The organism is Bacillus sp. EA-CB0995, from assembly GCF_055814245.1.
Window position 1 is genome coordinate 1,991,042 of sequence record NZ_CP169269.1, and the last position, 18,342, is coordinate 2,009,383.

The window sequence follows — 18,342 nt, forward strand, 5'->3', positions numbered from 1 at the left end:
ATTTGAAAAGACCGATAGAAGTCGGTCTTTTTCTTTTTTACTTATAGTTAACCATTTTTATTGTGTTGTGTAACTCAAAAAAGAAAGTGTTATAAAGTTAATAATAGCAATGGGTTCAGCGTTCGGGACAGTTACACAAAATATAAGATATGGAATACCCAATTGAACTTTTAGCAGAATTTCAGAATTCTGAGATACGACAGGCAATTAAATATTCAGAGGAAAATAACATTAAGTTATTTATTTACGATGAAACTGTGCCTTTCTCAGACTTAATAAATTTCATTACTAGGTAAAGTTTCATATTAGAGGTGACTAACGCTATGCTACATAATTTGAAAATAAACAAAGAATTTTTTTCACCTGTTTTAGAACAAATTAAGACTTTTGAAATTAGAAAAAATGACCGAGATTTTCATATAGGTGATAAAGTTGTTCTCAATGAATGGGATGATGAAAAGAAGCAACATACAGGGCGAAAGGTTAATGTAGAAATCACCTACATTACAGATTACGAACAAAAAGATAATTATGTAGTTTTTAGTTTTAAATTAATACAGTAATCTTTTTAGAATAAATTGTTATGACAACTCATAGGGGTTGTCTTTTTTTAGACGTTTTTGTTTGAATAAATATATCATGTGTAATCTTCACACATAAAATCATCATCAAAATAAAACTTGTCCATTAAGTTATTTACAATACCGTTGAAATATGCAAACTTACCTTTAGATATTTTCGTATGTAAAAAGATTTATGTGTATATCATAGGGAGTTAAATCAGTTTAATTCTCTATCCTGTCTGTATATAATAGTAGAAATTAAAAAAACAAATATCTTTGTTATTACCATGTTGGTGTAAACTTGATGAGTCTTATGTAAATTGGCTTAGATAACTAACAAAAAGCCCTGATGCCCAATTTAATAGAGCGTCAGGGCTTTTTTGTTGTGTGACAAGATGACAGTTTCGTAATTAAACATTTTAATTCTAGGGTTATGACATTACAAATACAAAAGTTTGTTAGAAACTTTTGTATTTGATTATATCAGTATATTGTGATTATAAATATGTATTTTTGCATAACTTCAGTTATTTTTGCATATTTTTCACTTGCTAGTCATTTTGGTATAGGAGATGGCGATAAAAAGCTACTCCTATTTTTTTATACACATATATACTTATTAATAGAAGAAAACAAAGTAGCATAGGATAAAGTCTAGTAGGGAATGAGATTTTATCTGCAATTTGTAAGTTAAAGTTTGCGACGCGAAGGCACTTAATGCTTGTACATGATATGGGTGGCATTAGAAATGCAAATCGAATACTAAAAGAATTAGAACGATACGTAGATGTAACGGTTGTATTGTAATTGTCCAGATATTTGGTATATTGAAAAGCCTATAGAATTTCGGTGTGATGGAGAAAAAATTTGTATTATTCCAGGTGTAATGTTTAAAGATAATAATGGCTTACATGTAAGGATTATTTGCAGTAAAACATGATTTGTTTGTTAGAGTTTTTGTTATGCAGGACATATTTTAATTTGACCACATTTTTGACCACATTCTTTTTGAAAAAGTGTGAAAACCTAAAAAAGTATAGCAGATTGAAATCCTATACATTGTGAATTTTAGTACGTTTTTTGAACAAATCCGAAAAAACATCAACTTATTTGTCCGTACATGTTGTATAATCTTGCAAGGAAAGATATCATATAGATGTGTAAAACGAAAACGTTTACTACTATAAACGAAGGGAAGAATAGCATGTCACATTCAATCGAACAACTTTCTATCAACACGATTCGCACATTATCCATTGATGCGATTGAAAAAGCAAACTCTGGTCACCCAGGAATGCCAATGGGTGCAGCACCAATGGCTTATACAGTATGGACGCAATTTATGAAACATAATCCAAATAACCCAACGTGGTTTAACCGTGATCGTTTCGTATTATCTGCAGGTCATGGTTCAATGTTATTATACAGCTTACTTCATCTATCTGGTTATGATGTAACAATGGATGATTTAAAAAATTTCCGCCAATGGGGAAGTAAAACACCAGGTCATCCTGAGTTCGGTCACACACCAGGTGTAGATGCAACAACAGGTCCACTTGGACAAGGTATCGCAACAGCTGTTGGTATGGCAATGGCTGAAAGACATTTAGCAGCGAAGTACAATCGTGATGAGTATAACGTTGTTGACCATAATACATACGCAATTTGCGGTGATGGAGACTTAATGGAAGGCGTTTCTGCTGAAGCATCTTCATTAGCGGCTCATTTAGGATTAGGCCGTCTTGTTGTGTTATATGATTCTAACGATATTTCATTAGATGGCGATTTAAATCGTTCTTTCTCTGAAAGCGTAGAGGATCGCTATAAAGCATACGGCTGGCAAGTAATCCGTGTTGAAGATGGGAACGATATCGGAGCAATTGCGAAAGCGCTTGAAGAAGCAAAAGCTGACGAAAAACGTCCAACATTAATCGAAGTAAGAACAACAATCGGATTCGGTTCACCAAACAAAGCTGGAAAATCAGCTTCACACGGTTCTCCACTAGGCGTAGAAGAAACGAAATTAACAAAAGAAGCATATACTTGGGCATTTGAACAAGGCTTCCATGTACCAGAAGAAGTGTATGAAAACTTCCGTAAAACAGTACAAGATGCTGGCCAAACAGCAGAAGCTGAGTGGAACGCAATGCTTGATGGTTATGCAAAAGCATATCCAGAATTAGCAGCTGAACTGCAAACAGCAATGAAAGGTCTTCTTCCAGAAGGTTGGGATAAGAACTTACCAACATACGAACTTGGTTCAAAAACGGCAACTCGTTCATCTTCAGGACAAATTATTAATGCAATTGCTGAATCTGTACCATCATTCTTTGGTGGATCTGCAGACCTTGCTGGTTCTAACAAAACATACATGAACAAAGAAAAAGACTTCACAAGAGAAGACTACAGCGGTAAAAATATTTGGTACGGTGTACGTGAATTTGCAATGGGTGCAGCAATGAACGGTATTGCACTTCATGGCGGTTTAAAAACTTACGGTGGTACGTTCTTCGTATTCTCTGACTACTTACGTCCAGCAATTCGTCTTGCTGCGTTAATGCAACTGCCAGTAACATATGTGTTCACACATGATAGTATCGCAGTTGGAGAAGATGGACCAACGCATGAGCCAGTTGAACAGCTTGCAGCTCTTCGTGCAATGCCAAACGTATCTGTTATTCGTCCTGCTGATGGTAACGAATCTGTTGCAGCTTGGAAGTTAGCGTTAGAATCTACAAAAACACCAACAGCATTAATCTTAACTCGTCAAGATCTTCCAACATTAGAAGGTGCTAAAGACGATACGTATGAAAAAGTTGCGAAAGGTGCATACGTAGTTTCTGCAAGCAAGAAAGAAACTGCTGATGTAATCTTACTTGCAACTGGATCTGAAGTAAGCTTAGCAATTGAAGCGCAAACAGCATTAGCACAAGACGGTGTTGACGCAGCTGTTGTCAGCATGCCGTCTATGGACCGCTTTGATGCACAATCTGCTGAATATAAAGAATCTGTATTACCAAAAGCAGTAACAAAACGTTTTGCAATTGAAATGGGTGCTACATTCGGATGGCATCGTTACGTTGGTCTTGAAGGAGATGTACTAGGTATCGATACATTCGGTGCTTCTGCTCCTGGTGAAAAGATTATGGAAGAATACGGATTCACTGTAGAAAACGTTGTTCGCAAAGTAAAAGAAATGCTTTAATGATTTTGGAAAAATCTCTCCGGCATGGAGGGATTTTTCTATGTAAAAAGATTTATACCGCTACTTTGGGGGCAGTAAGACCTTGATTAGGGAGAGTTTTCCATAAGTAGGGGATGAAGAAAATCTCTTACTGATCGACGTTTCAATTTATTCGACAGAAAAAGTTTTTTCTTTCTCCGCAGTCAGACAATCATTGCATATTTGTTTCTATATAATGAAGAGAAATAAAGTTGTCCAATGCGGGAGGGAAAACATGAGAACGTATGAACTGTACTTAATTCAAGAAGATGTTACGAAGTCGTATTTCGGTCGTGAGTTTTTATTGTTTGATTTGTTTGCTCGTTTTGCACAGTCTCGTTCCCTTTCAGAAAAGAAAGTGTTGTATAAACAAATGAAGTATATTACATTGCCCTTACAAGTAATGAAATTACATCATAAAATGGAACAGGCACTGCGAACATACGGGAAATATGAAAGAAATGAGCATACGCATATTATATCTAATGGAAATGTATATGGGGAAGTGAGTATTAAGCCGCAGTATATTCGAATGCATACTTCTGAAAATGTTGAAATGGAAACAGCTATTTTTGAAGTGCTTAGAAAATGTGAATTAACATTTCTTGCGATGGATTATGAGAGTAAACAATACGGATGGTTAAATCCTCTCAAACAAGTGCGTACTTATATATAAAAAATGTCGAATACAATCTTGTCTTATTGAAAAGGTTTTAGTACACTGTAAGGTAGACAACATGAAGGAGGAAAATATATGTCAATTTGGGTAGTTGTTCTAGTGGGCGTATTAGCACTAGTAGCAGGCGTTGCGTTAGGATTTTTCATCGCACGCAAATATATGATGAACTATTTACAAAAAAATCCACCAATTAATGAACAAATGTTAAAAATGATGATGATGCAAATGGGACAAAAACCATCCCAAAAGAAAATCAATCAAATGATGAGCGCAATGAATAAACAACAACTGAAATAAGCGCTATAAAAGGCACTCGAATAGGAGTGCCTTTTTATTTTGTTTTTTAAAGTTGTTTTAAACTTTAAAAAATTCAGTAATTTTGATAAACTGAAAACATCGCTCATTTGGGATAGGAGGTATATAATGAAAGTTTTTTTAGACTTGGCATGGTTTTTTAAACAAGAGAAACGAGCGTACATAACTGGTATTTTTTTATTGTTTGGCGTTGCTCTTCTTGAGCTTGTGCCACCAAAAGTGATCGGCATCGTTGTTGATGAAATTAGCAATCATTCATTAACAGCTGAGAAGCTATTACAATGGGCAGGAATTTTAATTGGTGCTGGGGTGACGATGTATATTTTGCGTTATGTGTGGCGCATAATGATTTTCGGTTCTTCTTTAAAGTTAGCCCGTCAATTACGTCAAAAACTGTATAAGCACTTTACTAATATGAGCCCATCATTCTACCAAAAGCATCGTACTGGTGATTTAATGGCACACGCAACAAATGATATTCAAGCAGTTCAGCAAACAGCTGGTTCGGGGGTGTTAACGTTTGTAGACTCATTAGCGGTGGGTGGATGTGTTCTTGCTGCGATGGGGTTTACGATTAGTTGGAAGTTAACATTACTCAGTTTAATTCCAATGCCAATCGTAGCGATTGCGACAAACTATTATGGAACGTTGTTACATCGTCGTTTTCATAAAGCGCAGCAGGCTTTTTCAGAGATTAATGATAAAGTTCAGGAAAGCATGAGTGGAATGAAGGTAATTCGTTCACTTGGTCAAGAAAAAGAAGATTTACAAGCATTTCGCGATAAATCGGAAGATGTAGTACAGAAAAATATTCTTGTTGCCCGTATTGATTCATTATTTGACCCAACAATTTCTTTAATTGTAGGTTTTTCTTTCTTAATTGCAGTGTGTTATGGCTCTGTATTGGTTGTTCGCGGTGAGCTTACGATAGGAGAACTTATTACGTTTACTTCTTATTTAGGAACGCTCGTGTGGCCAATGTTAGCGTTTGGTTGGCTATTTAATATTATGGAGCGTGGGCGTGCTTCTTATGATCGTATTCAAAAATTATTCATGCAAGTATCAGATGTTGTGAATAGAGAAGAGGCAAGCGAAGAAGTAGCAAGTGGTAATATCGAGTTTGATATTGATGCATTCTCGTACAAGAAAAATGAAGTGATAAATCTACAAGGGATTCATTTTTCTTTACAAAAAGGAGAAACTTTAGGGATTGTAGGACGTACTGGAGCAGGAAAAACAACATTATTAAAGTGTTTAATTCGAGAATATGATCATTTTGATGGAGCGGTACGAGTTGGAGAAACCGATATTCGAGATATGACGTTACATGCTATTCGTTCCGCTATTTCGTATGTACCACAAGATCATTTCTTATTTTCTGCAAATATAGGAGAAAATATCGCATTTGGAAAACCGGATGCTACCTATAAAGATATTGCACATGCAGCTACTATTGCATGTATTCATGAGGATATTACGAAATTTCCAGAAGGGTATGAAACAGTGGTTGGTGAACGCGGCGTTTCTTTATCAGGTGGCCAAAAACAGCGTATTTCGATTGCGCGTGCATTATTAACAAATGCTGAAATTTTAATTTTAGATGACTGTTTATCAGCAGTAGATGCAAAAACAGAAGAAACGATTTTAGCGGCGTTAAAGCGTGAACGTGAAAATAAAACGACTATTATTACAGCGCACCGCCTAAGTGCTATTCAGCATGCAAATTTAATTCTCGTTATTGACGATGGGAAGATTGTACAGCGTGGAACGCACGAAAGTTTGATGCAACAAGACGGCTGGTATAAAGACATGTATGAAAGTCAACAATTAGAAGCACTAGTTGAGAAAGGAGGGGTATAATGAACGAGAAAAAACGAAGCGATCTATGGCGTCTATTATCCTATATGAAGCCATATAAAAAACTGCTGACACTAGCGTTTTTATTTTTAGTTGGTGCAACTGTAGCGGAAATGATGGGCCCTTTTTTAATTAAGGAATTTATTGATGAACATTTAGTTCCGAGGAATTTTGAGCAAAATGTATTAGTGACGTTATTTGTTGTGTATATAGTTTTTCATTTATTAAAAGTACTCTTTACGTATTTGAATTTATTATATTTCCAAAACATTGCCTTCAAAATTGTGCAAGATATGCGTGTAGAAGTATATGAACATGTTCAAAGTTTATCGCTTAGCTTCTTTGATCGTACACCAATTGGAACGCTCGTTTCTCGAATAACGAACGACACAGAAGCGATTAAAGATTTCTTTGTAAGTGTATTATCTACTTTTGTAAAAAATATTGTATTTTTAATCGGTATTTTAATATCTATGTTTCTACTTAACGTGAAGCTTGCCTTATTTTCATTACTTCTTATTCCAACTATGATTACGATTATGGCTTTTTATCGTCGCAAGAGTTCAGTCTTTTATTTAGAACTTCGCAATCAATTAAGTGTATTAAATGCAAAATTGAATGAATCTATTCAAGGTATGAACATTATTCAAGTATTCCGCCAAGAAAAACGGATGCGTAAAGAATTTGAAGAAGTAAATGAAAAACACTACGGAGCAGGCCGTCGCAATTTGAAATTAGATGCACTGCTTTTACGTCCGGCGACCGATCTTGTTCATATTTTGGCAATTGTATTGGTGTTGACGTTGTTTGGAATTGATGCAATGCATAGTCCTGTTGAAGTTGGTGTATTATATGCTTTTGTTAACTACATTCATCGTTTCTTTGATCCAATAAACGAAATGATGATGAAATTGTCTTTCTTTCAGCAAGCAGTTGTGTCATCGTCGCGTGTGTTTCATTTAATGGATGAAAAAGATTTAGCACCAGTACAACAAGGTAATGGAACTCCTTTCATGACGGAAGGGGAAATTGAGTTTAAAAATGTTACTTTCTCTTATGATGGAAAACGTGACGTACTGAAGAATGTATCTTTTCATGTAAAACCTGGGCAAACTGTTGCTTTTGTTGGGCATACAGGTAGTGGGAAAAGCACAATTATGAACTTATTGATGCGTTTTTATCATGTTAATCAAGGAGAAATTGTAATTGATGGGGTTCGGTTAGAGAACTTTCAAGAGATGGAAATACGAAAACGTATCGGTCTTGTATTACAAGATGCTTTCTTGTTTGCTGGAACAGTTAAACAAAACATTCGCATGTACGATGAAAATATTACAGATGAAGAAGTGGAAGAAGCTGCAAAATTTGTGCAAGCAAATACATTTATTGAACAGCTATCAGATCAATATGATACAGAGGTAGTTGAAAGAGGAGCGGCGTTTTCAAGCGGTCAAAGACAGCTTGTAGCATTTGCGAGAACTGTTGCTACAAATCCGAAAGTATTAGTGCTAGATGAGGCAACAGCAAACATCGATACAGAAACAGAAGAAGCAATTCAAACAGCATTGCAGCGTATGCGAAAAGGGAGAACAACCATTGCGATTGCACATCGTTTATCGACAATTCAAGATGCTGACCAAATCTTTGTGATGCATGATGGCCAAATTGTTGAGAGAGGAACACATCAAGAACTGTTGACGCAACAAGGGCTATACTACAATATGTATTTGTTGCAGAATAAAGGAAGCCTTCAGAAAGCCTTGTAAGAACAAGGTTTTGAAGGCTTTATTTTTGTTAAAATGAGCATATTGAATTTAATAAGGGGTTTCTAGAGAGTTTTCATCTTATGTTTAATAGAGTTCATTCATTACTTAACAAAAAAAGGATTGCATGAAATGAGGTAATTTGTATTTTAATCGAACGCATATTCTTTGGATGGGTTGAAATATGGTATAAGTAACTTAATTATAGGAGGAGGAGAACTTGACGATACATCGTTCACATATGCTATTATTTATTAGTTTTTGGATCGCTTTATTTATCTCAGGAATACAGCCGAAAGATTTGTTTACATGGCGGCTAGAAGTATTACCAGCTATTATTCTTGTATTGATTTTAGCAGCGACATATCATCGTTTTCAATTTACGACGTTTACATATGTTTGGATTTGGTTCCATATGCTTATATTACTTATTGGCGGACATTATACATACGCCGAAGTACCTCTCTTTAATTGGCTACGCGATACGTTTCATTTAGAAAGAAATTATTATGACCGCATAGGCCATTTTGCGCAAGGTTTCGTTCCTGCTCTTTTAACACGTGAAGTTCTCATCAGGGTGGTAGAAATTCAAAAAAGAGGATGGTTATCAATCCTTGTAATTGCTGTGTGCTTAGCATTTAGCGCGCTATATGAATTGCTGGAATTTTTAGTTGCAAAATTAACAGGAACGGCAGCAAATGCCTTTTTAGGTACGCAAGGAGATTCGTGGGATACACAGTGGGATATGACCTTCGCGCTAATAGGTGCAATTTTAGCTTTATTGTTGTTTAGGAATGTACAAGATAGAAAGATGGAATAAGAGATATTAATATGTATTACATATTAATTATATATGTAATACATATTTCCCATATAAAGAAGATTACTATACTATATTAGATGTAACATTCGAATGTTTGATGTATTACCGGTAATATCCCTATCCCTTTTCTAAAAATGCGAACTAGATTTACCCTTTTTCCGCATAATTTTTCATAGATTGTACGGAAATATTGTTCGATAACCATTATGGAACGTACATAATGGAAAAATCCCGATTTCTTAGAAGATGCCCCTAATCTTCATGTGATAATATGTACGGAAAAAACATGAATGTTTTCTCCGTTTACGATCGGAAAAAGGAAAGCTGGCCATTTTGGTCAGCTTTCTTTTTTCCTGCAATGATGTCCTCTTTTATAATCTCTGTTTTCAATAATAACGCTTTTCCAAAACGACGCTGACATTCTTCAGTTATTTTTTGAACTGCCAATGTGTTAGAAGAAGCAGCAACAGTTACTAATGTTTGTCGTGTTCCTCGATTTTCCTCACAAAACACACAATCCACAACATACTTAGAAACTTTCACAGAACCCTTCCTTCCTTTCTGTTTTTTAGGAATGCGCTGTCTTTGAAGTTGCTGAAAGTATTCGATAGATTACAAGTTTTTTCCTCTTTTTTCGAGGAGAAATTAGGTAAAAGACAGAATAATATGTATGGGAGGAATAGAGGATGAAGCGTTGGATTGGAGCGGCAGCAATTTGTATCAATGACAATAAAGAAGTATTAATGGTATTACAAGGAAAACGAAAAGAAGAAAAACGTTGGTCTGTACCCTCAGGTGGATTAGAAAAAGGAGAAACATTAGAAGAGTGTTGTATACGTGAAGTATGGGAGGAAACAGGGTATCATATTGAAGTTATTGAGAAAGTACATGAAAAAACAGGTGTTACATTCGATATTCCTGTACACGTACATTATTATGTTGTGAAAGTAGTAGGGGGAGAAAGAAAAATTCAAGATCCGGATGGATTGATTTATAAGATTGAGTGGAAAGCATTTCAAGAACTTAAAAATATTCCCCTTTCATTTCCGGAAGATTATGAGTTACTACAGAGGTATGTGAATATTTAGTGTATATGCTAGGAAATGATTGAGGCGAGAAGTACGAAAATGTATATGGAGAGATAATTGAATATTGAAGGGAATAAAAGAAAACGTATATTAGGATTCTCTTGTATGCGTTTTCTTTTATTTTTACGCATTTCGAAACGCGATAAGAGAACTGAACTTGTTTCTAATGTTAATAACATTGATAAGCTTACGATTTATTGGTAAAGGCTTGGAGATTTTACCGTGGGATTTTTTAAAAATATTTGTCTAATATATAATTCTTATGTTATTAATTTATTATATATATTAATAAAGAAGGGTGTTCTATATGGAATTACGGCATTTACAATACTTTATTGTTGTAGCAGAAGAGCTTCATTTTGGAAGAGCGGCAGCTCGCTTACAGATGACGCAGCCACCGCTTAGTCAACAAATTCAACAATTAGAACAAGAAATGGGAGTTACACTATTTTCAAGAACGAAACGAAGAGTAGAGTTAACAGAAGCAGGGGAATTGTTTTTAAAAGAAGTGAAAAAAGTTTTTATACAAATTGATAAGGCAGTCGAAGTTGCCCAACGAGCACAAAGAGGAGAAATTGGATCGCTGTCTATTGGGTTTGTTGGGTCAGCAATGTATGATATTTTGCCGCCAATCGTTCGAGAATATCGAAAAAAATTTCCGAATGTATCTGTTGTCCTGCATGAATTATCTACACCAGAACAAGTAGATGCACTTCATGATAATCGAATTGATGTCGGACTATTACGGCCACCTATTACAAGTCAGTTATTACAATTGGAGACAATTCAGCATCTTCCTTGTACACTTTGTTTACCGAAGGCGCATCCGCTTGCGAATAAACAAGCAATATATATTGAAGATTTGCAAAAAGAACCTTTTGTTTTTATTACACGAAATGTTTGGCCAACATTATATGATAATATTCTCTCTTTATGCCGTGATGCAGGGTTTAGTCCGCAAATTGTACAAGAGGCGACAGAGTATCAAACAGTGGTCGGACTTGTTGCTGCTGGAATTGGGATAACGGTAATACCAGTGTCTGCAAATAATTTATATCAATCAGAAGTTGTATACAAAGAAATATGTGATTCTAATTTTGTTGCGGAACTAGCAGTCGCGTATCGAAAAGCAAATATAAATCCAGAATTACAAGAGTTTTTGAAAATAGCGAAAGCAAGAGAAACGAACGAATTTACAAAATGACGAGAAAAATGACAAAACTGTAAGACTGTACTAAAGCATGTAAGGAAGTTCGATGTTTTCCTCATTCTTTTTTTATTATAGTAAAAGAGAAGAAAGAATAAGGAGATGTCATATTCATGATGATACATATGTTTATAAAAATAAAAAAACGTGGGAGGGAATGTAGATGACGTTTTCTCAACTCGCGTTTAAAAATGTTAGTCGAAATATGCGTGCATATGCTGCTTATTTTTTAGTAGTGCATTTTCCGTTATGATTTTCTTTTTATATGCTTTTTTTATTTATCATCCTAACATTGATGGAAGTGAAGGGATTCCAGGAGCGGTTCGGCAAGGAATGTTTGTTGCAGAATACATTATTTATTTTTTTCTTTTTTCTTTATTTTTTACTCTGTTAGTTCATTTTTAAAAGTTAGGAATAAAGAGTTTGGGATTTTTGTTATTCATGGTATTACAAAGCAGCAATTAATTCGGATGATTTTCTTTGAAAATATGATTGTTGGTATAAGTGCTCTCATAAGTGGTATTGCTTTAGGTCTTTTATTTGGGAAGTTATTTTTTATGTTAGCAAGTACTATGATGAACTTAAAAAGTTTGCCGTTTTATATGCCGTGGCAAGCAATGAAAATTACAGCTGTTGTATTTTTTTCATTGTTTTTCATTGTTGCTTTTGTGACAAGTTTATTTGTGCAAAGCAAAAAAGTGATTACGTTATTAAAAGGGAATAAGAAGCCAAAGCCTGAACCGAAAGCTTCTATTTTATTATCTATAGTAGCAGCAAGTTTGATCGCAATTGGATATATTTTATCTATGACAGCAACTCCTGGTACTATCATGTTTTTATTGTTACCTGTTACAATACTTGTCATCACTGGTACTTATTTTTTATATGGCCAGCTTAGTATATTTATCATAAGACTTTTAAAGAAATGGAAGAATATATATTGGAAGAAAACGAATTTATTATCATTTTCTATGCTAGCATACCGTATGAAAGATAATGCACGTATGTTCTTTATGGTGACGATTGTGTCGACCGTTGCTTTTTGTGCCATTGGAACGTTTGCTGCTTTTGTAACAACACAAAAGAATGAAACGATGAATAACATACCATTTGCTTTTAGTTTAATGACTTATAATGAACATCAAGCACAGAAAGAACAATACGAAAAAGAAATTGAAGTTACTTTTCAAAAGGAAAAGATTATCTATAAAAAGGTCAGTGCACAGTTGAGTTTTCAAGCAATTTCTAATCAGACGCAACCAGCCGTTATTATGAATCAGGATGATTATAATAAATTTGCAAAGCAGCTTGGTTATGAAACGGTGGCATTAACAGGGAATGAAATAGCTCGTGTTCCTTCTTTTGGGCAAAGTAATTTTATTGATACTTCTAAAGAATCAAATGTAACTTTGCAAGAAAGCGGAATACAACTTCATGTTTCTTATGTAGTGCAACATAATATTTTTTCAGGCGGTGTATTTCCAGGTCAAATCTTAGTTGTTTCTAACGAAATGAAACAATTGATTACAGAGGGAAAGAAAACAGTAAGTTATACAGCGTATGAAGTGAAGAACTGGGAAGGAACGACGCAAGTAGCAGCGCAATTAGAGAAACAAATAAACCAAAAAGGACAATATGAATTTTCATCACGCATTACAACTTATAATGAGATTAAACAAATGACAAGTATTATTTTATTTATCGGTTTGTTTGTCGGGGTGATATTTTATTTATCTGCTGTCAGCTTTTTATACTTTCGTTTATTTACTGATTTAGAAACGGATAAACAATATTATCAATCGCTTATGAAACTAGGGATGGGTGAAGATGAAATGAAACGAATTATGACCGTACAAATGGGAGCATTATTCTTTATTCCGATTCTCATAGCGGTTTTGCATACGAGTGTTGCTTTAATGACGTTGCAAAAATTATTCGTAACAGAGATTCTTCGTTCTTCACTTATTGTTATTGGGTTATTTTTATTTGTGCACACATGTTACTTTTTACTATTAAGAAGACGCTATTTTTTACAATTGAAAAAGCAAATTATGCGATGAAAGCAGCGATGTTACTTTGTAACATCGCTGCTTTTAATTTCAATACAATATGTATAAACGTGTTCATTTTCTTTGATGAGGCTTTGTATCGAACGATTATCTTCAATAGAAGTTGCAGATCCTTCTATTTTATTTGTGTTAAAAATCCATGCACCAAGGATAACCTTTTCGTTATACTTCATTGTTTTTCCTTCACGAATCGATGTGAAAGTAGATACATTTCTTTCTGGAAATATGTCCTCAAAGAATTTATACGAGCCTCCAGAAATATTCATAAACCACTGCTGAACTTCACGTGTTCCGTTCTCATATTGAAATATTTGCTGCCCGAAAGAGAGTTTTATTTTTTCTTTTTCAAAATGGGATGAAGAAAGTCCGCCGATTTCTTTTACTTTTGCTCCGTCTTTATAATACTCAATGGTTGTACGAATTTCGTCTTGTTTGTTTGGAAGGGTGGCTTCATAGATATATATGTTTCCTTGTTGAATGGGAGTTAAGTGTAATATTTGCGCTTCTTGTTTTGTTAATTTGTACGGCTTAACAAATGGATGCGTATGATTTGTACAACCGCCAAGGAGTATCAGCAGTATGGAAAGAAGAAAGAGCCCTTTTTTCATGTCATCACCTCAGCTTAATATATTATACGTACTGTGAAATATTTCCTTTAAATAGATAATAGAGGTGTTGCGATTATTAATACATATATCGAATAAATGTATGTATTTTTCAATCTAAGTCTTAAGGCTTAGATATAATTCCTATTGGAGGTCGATGCGAAGGCATATATCATTTTATATACTAATTTGTGGTATAGGAAGTTGTACGGAGGAGTTGTTATGTCGTTATTTCAATTAGTAAGGAAAAATATACAGGCACATGCGGCAGAACGGTTACAACATTTTGTTTTTATAGCCTGTAGTGTGATTATATATTTTCTCTTATTATCCATTCAATATAATGAAGCAGTTGTAGGGGCAATAAAGCATAAATTATTTTTATATTATGGATCAACAATAGCCTTCAGTTTTTCATGTCTTTTCATACGGTATGTACATGCTCGTTTTATGAAAAAGCGTCAAAAAGAATTACAATCGTATCGATTAACAGGCATGAGTCGAAAACGAATAGTACTTATATTATGTTATGAGCAACTTATAATTGGGGGAGGAGCACTTGTTTTTGGGCTTCTTCACGGTATGTTATTTTTAAAGTTATTTACTGTTATTATTATGAGATTAACGGGTAGTCATGGAATAAGTAGTGCACCGATTACAATATATGGCCTTTTGTATACAGCTATTTTATTTATTATTATGATTTCACTGACGGCGGGGCAATGTTATCGATGTGTGTATCAGTTGACTGTTGTAGATTCATATAATGTGAATGACAAAGTATGAATGTTTTATATGTAAAACATGACATAAAGTGAAACTTCCATCAGTGGTTTTTTTCATCCCTACTGATGGTTAGTTGAACCAATTGCTCTTACTGTCCGTTAATGCGGGATAAAATGAAAACCGGGCTTCCTAGAGAAGTCCGGTTTTTTATGCTGCCACTTTTTTATGTGTATGCTGCCTTGTGGATCGTCCACGTATTTTATATGCAATTTGAGGAATTGTAATTCCTACAAGGATAAGTGCAACACCAAGCCATTGTGAAGTCATTACAGCTTCTTTTAAGAAAAGCACCGACATAATGGTTGTAACTGGTAGTTCAGCGGCGCCTAAAATTGTCGCTAAACCAGAGCCGATTTTTGGAATTCCAATTGTAAATGTAATGGTGGGAATCACGATACTAAATGTCCCTAATGCTAACCCGTATTTCCATAATCCGTTTGTAAGTGCACCATTGTATATAAACGTTGGTGGGAAAGCAATCATTACTAATGTTAATGCGCCGGCCATAAGCAATACACCGCGAGGTAATGATGGAACTTCTACTGCCACTCTTCCGCTCACGAAAATATAAAAAGCAAATGCAATTGCTGATAATAATCCAAAGAAGATACCCTTCATATCAAAGCTTCCTGCTGATTGCTCGAGTAATCCGCTTGAAAGAAACGTTCCGGTTAGTAAGAAAAGTACAGAAATCAATTTCTCTCTAGAAGGAAATGTTTTTGTTGCAACTGCTTCAATGATAATCCCGATCCAAACGAATTGAAATAGTAAAACAATAGCGATAGAAGCTGGTACAGTTTGTAATGAACCGTAATAAAAAATACCTGTTAAGCTAGCTGATGTGCCTGCGATAAATAAAATAATCATTTGCTTTAATGGTACACGATGCCTAGAGATTAACAATGTAATCGCAAGTAAAATGAGCCATCCGAACAAATATTGACTTCCGATTACTTCTCCTAGTGTAAATCCTTCACTGTACGCAAATTTAACAAAGATTGCTAAAATACCGTAACTGCATGCTCCTAATAAAACGAGTAATGAATAACGAAGCACCCTATATTCCTCCAATCTATTTTATTAGTAACTATGTTCCAGAACGAACAAATATAGCTAGATGGAAGTATACAAAATTAAAAATGTAGGGTCAACTGAAAGAAAAGTGTGACATTTTATAGAATAATAATAAAAGTATGATATTTATGCATAATGATGAAAAAAGAGGGATATATTGCTTGAGAATATAAGAGGAATATGAATATAACTTTCATTACAAAAAAATATTTTATAATAATAAATGAAGTGAAATATATAAATCAAAATTAAGAAACGACATAAAAACCTCTTTCTTTTTAGGTGGGCAAGAGCATCTAATACATAGCAGCGACTTATATGTTGAAAAATCAAAATGGATTTATCCCGCATTAACGGGCAGTAAGCCCCCCACTGATGGAAGTTTCAATTTATATAAACAAAGTAAATATCAATATTACGAATAGAATTTTATGATATTAATAGTGATAATAGTAAGTTCATGAATTTTTCATGGTATTCGCTGTGAATTTTGCTACAATAAATGAGAAGAGAGGAGGCGTAATATGCAAGACATTAATATCTTTTTAGCGTTTGGGGCAGGTTTTTTATCATTTATTTCTCCATGTTGTTTACCGCTCTATCCAGCATTTTTATCGTACATAACAGGGATGTCTATTTCTGATTTAAAAGAGGAAAATGCCATGCTTCGTAAACGGAGTATGTTGCATACAGCATTTTTCTTAATTGGGTTTTCGATTATTTTTATTGCAATCGGTTTTGGAACAAGCTTTTTAGGGACATTTTTTGTAGATTATCAAAATCTAATTCGCCAATTAGGAGCTATTTTTATTGTTGTTTTCGGTCTTATTATAACAGGAGTGTTTAAACCAACATTCTTAATGCAAGATAAAAAAATTACATTTAAAAGTAGACCGAGTGGTTACTTTGGCTCTACTTTAATTGGAATCGCATTTGCTGCGGGATGGACACCTTGTACAGGACCGATTTTAGTGTCAGTTATTGCACTTGCAGCGACAAATCCACAATCAGCGATGTTATATATGATTGCTTACATACTTGGTTTTGCAATTCCATTCTTTATTTTGTCGTTCTTTATTACAAAAATGACTTGGATTAAAAAACATAGTGCATCGTTCGTTAAAATTGGCGGTTATATTATGATTGCAATGGGTGTATTACTTTATTTTAATGGCCTTACAAAAATCACTATATTCTTTTCGAATTTATTTGGTGGATTTAAAGGATTTTAGTTTTTTTATAGAAATGTTGGAAATACTAAAAGTAGAGCATATACTGAGACTATATTTTCGATATTTCCAAAACAAAGGGTGAGTACGAATGAATTTAGCTCTTTTATCAAGTATTATGGCGATTTGTATGGCTGTCGGAGTCATGTTTATTCGCTTAAAAGCAGCAAAAAAACCAGCAACATTGAAAAAATTGTACTTCCACCAATCTTTATGAGCACGGGAGCAATTATGTATCTTCTCCCAGAATTTCGCCTAACAGCGCAAGAAATATTAGAAGCAATTATTGTAGGGTTAATTTTTTCTATTTTTCTTATTAAAACGTCAAAATTTGAAATACGAGGACAAGAGATTTATTTAAAACGCTCTAAAGCGTTTATCTTTATTTTAATCGGTTTACTTGTTGTTCGCATTGCGTTTAAATCGTATTTAAGTGCGACGATCGATGTAGGACAATTAAGTGGAATGTTTTTCTTACTTGCGTTTGCAATGATTGTATCTTGGCGCATTGCAATGTATCGTTCGTTTACGAAACTGCAAAAGGAAATGGAAAAACAATCTGAGTTTTATAATGAAAAAGATATAAAATTAACATAAAAACCTCAAGAATTCTTGAGGTTTTTTATTTTGCTAATAACGATTGATAACGTGAGTAGTCAATTTGCTTTTCTTTTAATTTTTTTATTAAAAACTTATGATCCCGTTTTGGTGTTGCTAAAATATATCCTTTAATGATTAAATCTTCTGTTATTTGTGATGCTTGTTCTTCTAAAGCGAGTGCACCAATTTTACCAGCAATTTTAGACCGAGCGACGTCACGAAATAGTTCTGGAACAGGGCTGACAAGTTCTTCTAATAAAGCTTTTTGCTCAGCTTTCCATAAATGTCTCGTTTCATCGATATAATGTTGTTCCCAATCTAAAATGGACAGGCCATCTTCTTTTGGTAGTCGTTTTAAGAATTTTCGGAACATAAAATATCCACCAATGGACATGAGTCCTAGTAAAATAACTGTCCATATGACAATAAACCAACTGAACCATCCTTCAAGCAACATAATT

Annotated in this window: 16 protein-coding genes and 2 pseudogenes; 13 read left to right on the plus strand and 5 right to left on the minus strand. The window is 34.3% G+C overall.

Translation table 11 applies throughout. The features are described from left to right. The first annotated feature begins 323 nt into the window (after positions 1–323). Positions 324–563, plus strand: coding sequence for a DUF3850 domain-containing protein (locus ACEWFJ_RS10415; protein ID WP_429713959.1), 240 nt, complete (start codon positions 324–326; stop codon positions 561–563). Positions 564–637: 74 nt separating this feature from the next. Here the strand turns inward: ACEWFJ_RS10415 and ACEWFJ_RS10420 are convergent. After that, a pseudogene (locus tag ACEWFJ_RS10420) lies at positions 638–742 on the minus strand (helix-turn-helix domain-containing protein); the annotation flags it as partial. A gap of 1,025 nt (positions 743–1,767) precedes the next feature. Between ACEWFJ_RS10420 and tkt the strand changes: the two are divergent. The 6 genes from tkt to ACEWFJ_RS10450 all read left to right on the plus strand — a co-directional run bounded on the left by tkt (position 1,768) and on the right by ACEWFJ_RS10450 (position 9,220). Further along, positions 1,768–3,768, plus strand: a complete 2,001-nt coding sequence (gene tkt / locus ACEWFJ_RS10425; RefSeq protein ID WP_473692011.1) for a transketolase — start codon at positions 1,768–1,770, stop codon at positions 3,766–3,768. A 253-nt stretch (positions 3,769–4,021) separates the two neighbouring features. Further along, positions 4,022–4,462, plus strand: coding sequence for a sporulation inhibitor of replication protein SirA (sirA, locus tag ACEWFJ_RS10430; RefSeq protein ID WP_440603813.1), 441 nt, complete (start codon positions 4,022–4,024; stop codon positions 4,460–4,462). Between the two features lie 78 nt (positions 4,463–4,540). Continuing rightward, positions 4,541–4,762, plus strand: a complete 222-nt coding sequence (locus tag ACEWFJ_RS10435) for a YneF family protein (RefSeq protein WP_098309636.1) — start codon at positions 4,541–4,543, stop codon at positions 4,760–4,762. A 126-nt stretch (positions 4,763–4,888) separates the two neighbouring features. Beyond that, positions 4,889–6,640 (plus strand): ABC transporter transmembrane domain-containing protein, encoded by a 1,752-nt coding sequence (locus ACEWFJ_RS10440; protein WP_473692013.1) that lies wholly within the window; start codon positions 4,889–4,891, stop codon positions 6,638–6,640. After that, positions 6,640–8,403, plus strand: a complete 1,764-nt coding sequence (locus ACEWFJ_RS10445) for an ABC transporter ATP-binding protein (protein WP_253630034.1) — start codon at positions 6,640–6,642, stop codon at positions 8,401–8,403. The genes ACEWFJ_RS10440 and ACEWFJ_RS10445 overlap by 1 nt, the downstream gene beginning before the upstream one ends. A gap of 238 nt (positions 8,404–8,641) precedes the next feature. Continuing rightward, a complete protein-coding gene (locus ACEWFJ_RS10450; protein WP_429720420.1) occupies positions 8,642–9,220 on the plus strand; it encodes a DUF2238 domain-containing protein in 579 nt (192 codons plus the stop codon). 306 nt (positions 9,221–9,526) lie between these two features. Here ACEWFJ_RS10450 and ACEWFJ_RS10455 read toward each other — a convergent pair whose 3' ends face one another. Next, positions 9,527–9,766, minus strand: a complete 240-nt coding sequence (locus ACEWFJ_RS10455) for a DUF3903 domain-containing protein (protein WP_473692015.1) — start codon at positions 9,764–9,766, stop codon at positions 9,527–9,529. Positions 9,767–9,909: 143 nt separating this feature from the next. On the opposite strand from ACEWFJ_RS10455, the gene ACEWFJ_RS10460 reads away from it, so the two are divergent. From ACEWFJ_RS10460 to ACEWFJ_RS10470, 3 genes are all read left to right on the plus strand, one after another. Next, a complete protein-coding gene (locus tag ACEWFJ_RS10460) occupies positions 9,910–10,311 on the plus strand; it encodes an NUDIX hydrolase (RefSeq protein ID WP_429720339.1) in 402 nt (133 codons plus the stop codon). Between the two features lie 307 nt (positions 10,312–10,618). Beyond that, on the plus strand, positions 10,619–11,515 hold the full coding sequence (alsR, locus tag ACEWFJ_RS10465) for an acetoin biosynthesis transcriptional regulator AlsR (protein WP_473692017.1): 897 nt from the start codon (positions 10,619–10,621) through the stop codon (positions 11,513–11,515). Positions 11,516–11,865: 350 nt separating this feature from the next. Further along, on the plus strand, positions 11,866–13,578 hold the full coding sequence (locus ACEWFJ_RS10470) for an FtsX-like permease family protein (protein WP_473692437.1): 1,713 nt from the start codon (positions 11,866–11,868) through the stop codon (positions 13,576–13,578). A gap of 11 nt (positions 13,579–13,589) precedes the next feature. Here ACEWFJ_RS10470 and ACEWFJ_RS10475 read toward each other — a convergent pair whose 3' ends face one another. Beyond that, entirely contained in the window at positions 13,590–14,195 is a 606-nt protein-coding gene (locus ACEWFJ_RS10475) for a hypothetical protein (RefSeq protein ID WP_473692019.1), read from the minus strand. Positions 14,196–14,414: 219 nt separating this feature from the next. On the opposite strand from ACEWFJ_RS10475, the gene ACEWFJ_RS10480 reads away from it, so the two are divergent. Beyond that, entirely contained in the window at positions 14,415–14,978 is a 564-nt protein-coding gene (locus tag ACEWFJ_RS10480) for an FtsX-like permease family protein (protein WP_473692021.1), read from the plus strand. 147 nt (positions 14,979–15,125) lie between these two features. On the opposite strand, the gene ACEWFJ_RS10485 is transcribed toward ACEWFJ_RS10480, so the two are convergent. Continuing rightward, positions 15,126–16,034 carry an EamA family transporter gene (locus ACEWFJ_RS10485; RefSeq protein WP_440603822.1) on the minus strand — a complete coding sequence of 303 codons (909 nt, stop codon included), beginning with the start codon at positions 16,032–16,034 and terminating at the stop codon, positions 15,126–15,128. Positions 16,035–16,576: 542 nt separating this feature from the next. On the opposite strand from ACEWFJ_RS10485, the gene ACEWFJ_RS10490 reads away from it, so the two are divergent. Beyond that, positions 16,577–17,284, plus strand: coding sequence for a cytochrome c biogenesis CcdA family protein (locus tag ACEWFJ_RS10490; RefSeq protein WP_473692023.1), 708 nt, complete (start codon positions 16,577–16,579; stop codon positions 17,282–17,284). An 88-nt stretch (positions 17,285–17,372) separates the two neighbouring features. Then, positions 17,373–17,878, plus strand: a pseudogene (locus tag ACEWFJ_RS10495) (CcdC family protein). 25 nt (positions 17,879–17,903) lie between these two features. Here the strand turns inward: ACEWFJ_RS10495 and ACEWFJ_RS10500 are convergent. Continuing rightward, on the minus strand, positions 17,904–18,335 hold the full coding sequence (locus ACEWFJ_RS10500) for a DUF2621 domain-containing protein (RefSeq protein ID WP_253630023.1): 432 nt from the start codon (positions 18,333–18,335) through the stop codon (positions 17,904–17,906). Between the last annotated feature and the right edge of the window lie 7 nt (positions 18,336–18,342).

Bases quoted from the DNA above. Each gene is read 5' to 3' on its own strand.
- ACEWFJ_RS10415 (WP_429713959.1), top strand. From the start codon at position 324: ATGCTACATAATTTGAAAATAAACAAAGAATTTTTTTCACCTGTTTTA.
- tkt (WP_473692011.1), top strand. From the start codon at position 1,768: ATGTCACATTCAATCGAACAACTTTCTATCAACACGATTCGCACATTA.
- sirA (WP_440603813.1), top strand. From the start codon at position 4,022: ATGAGAACGTATGAACTGTACTTAATTCAAGAAGATGTTACGAAGTCG.
- ACEWFJ_RS10435 (WP_098309636.1), top strand. From the start codon at position 4,541: ATGTCAATTTGGGTAGTTGTTCTAGTGGGCGTATTAGCACTAGTAGCA.
- ACEWFJ_RS10440 (WP_473692013.1), top strand. From the start codon at position 4,889: ATGAAAGTTTTTTTAGACTTGGCATGGTTTTTTAAACAAGAGAAACGA.
- ACEWFJ_RS10445 (WP_253630034.1), top strand. From the start codon at position 6,640: ATGAACGAGAAAAAACGAAGCGATCTATGGCGTCTATTATCCTATATG.
- ACEWFJ_RS10450 (WP_429720420.1), top strand. From the start codon at position 8,642: ATGCTATTATTTATTAGTTTTTGGATCGCTTTATTTATCTCAGGAATA.
- ACEWFJ_RS10460 (WP_429720339.1), top strand. From the start codon at position 9,910: ATGAAGCGTTGGATTGGAGCGGCAGCAATTTGTATCAATGACAATAAA.
- alsR (WP_473692017.1), top strand. From the start codon at position 10,619: ATGGAATTACGGCATTTACAATACTTTATTGTTGTAGCAGAAGAGCTT.
- ACEWFJ_RS10475 (WP_473692019.1), bottom strand. From the start codon at position 14,195: ATGAAAAAAGGGCTCTTTCTTCTTTCCATACTGCTGATACTCCTTGGC.
- ACEWFJ_RS10480 (WP_473692021.1), top strand. From the start codon at position 14,415: ATGTCGTTATTTCAATTAGTAAGGAAAAATATACAGGCACATGCGGCA.
- ACEWFJ_RS10490 (WP_473692023.1), top strand. From the start codon at position 16,577: ATGCAAGACATTAATATCTTTTTAGCGTTTGGGGCAGGTTTTTTATCA.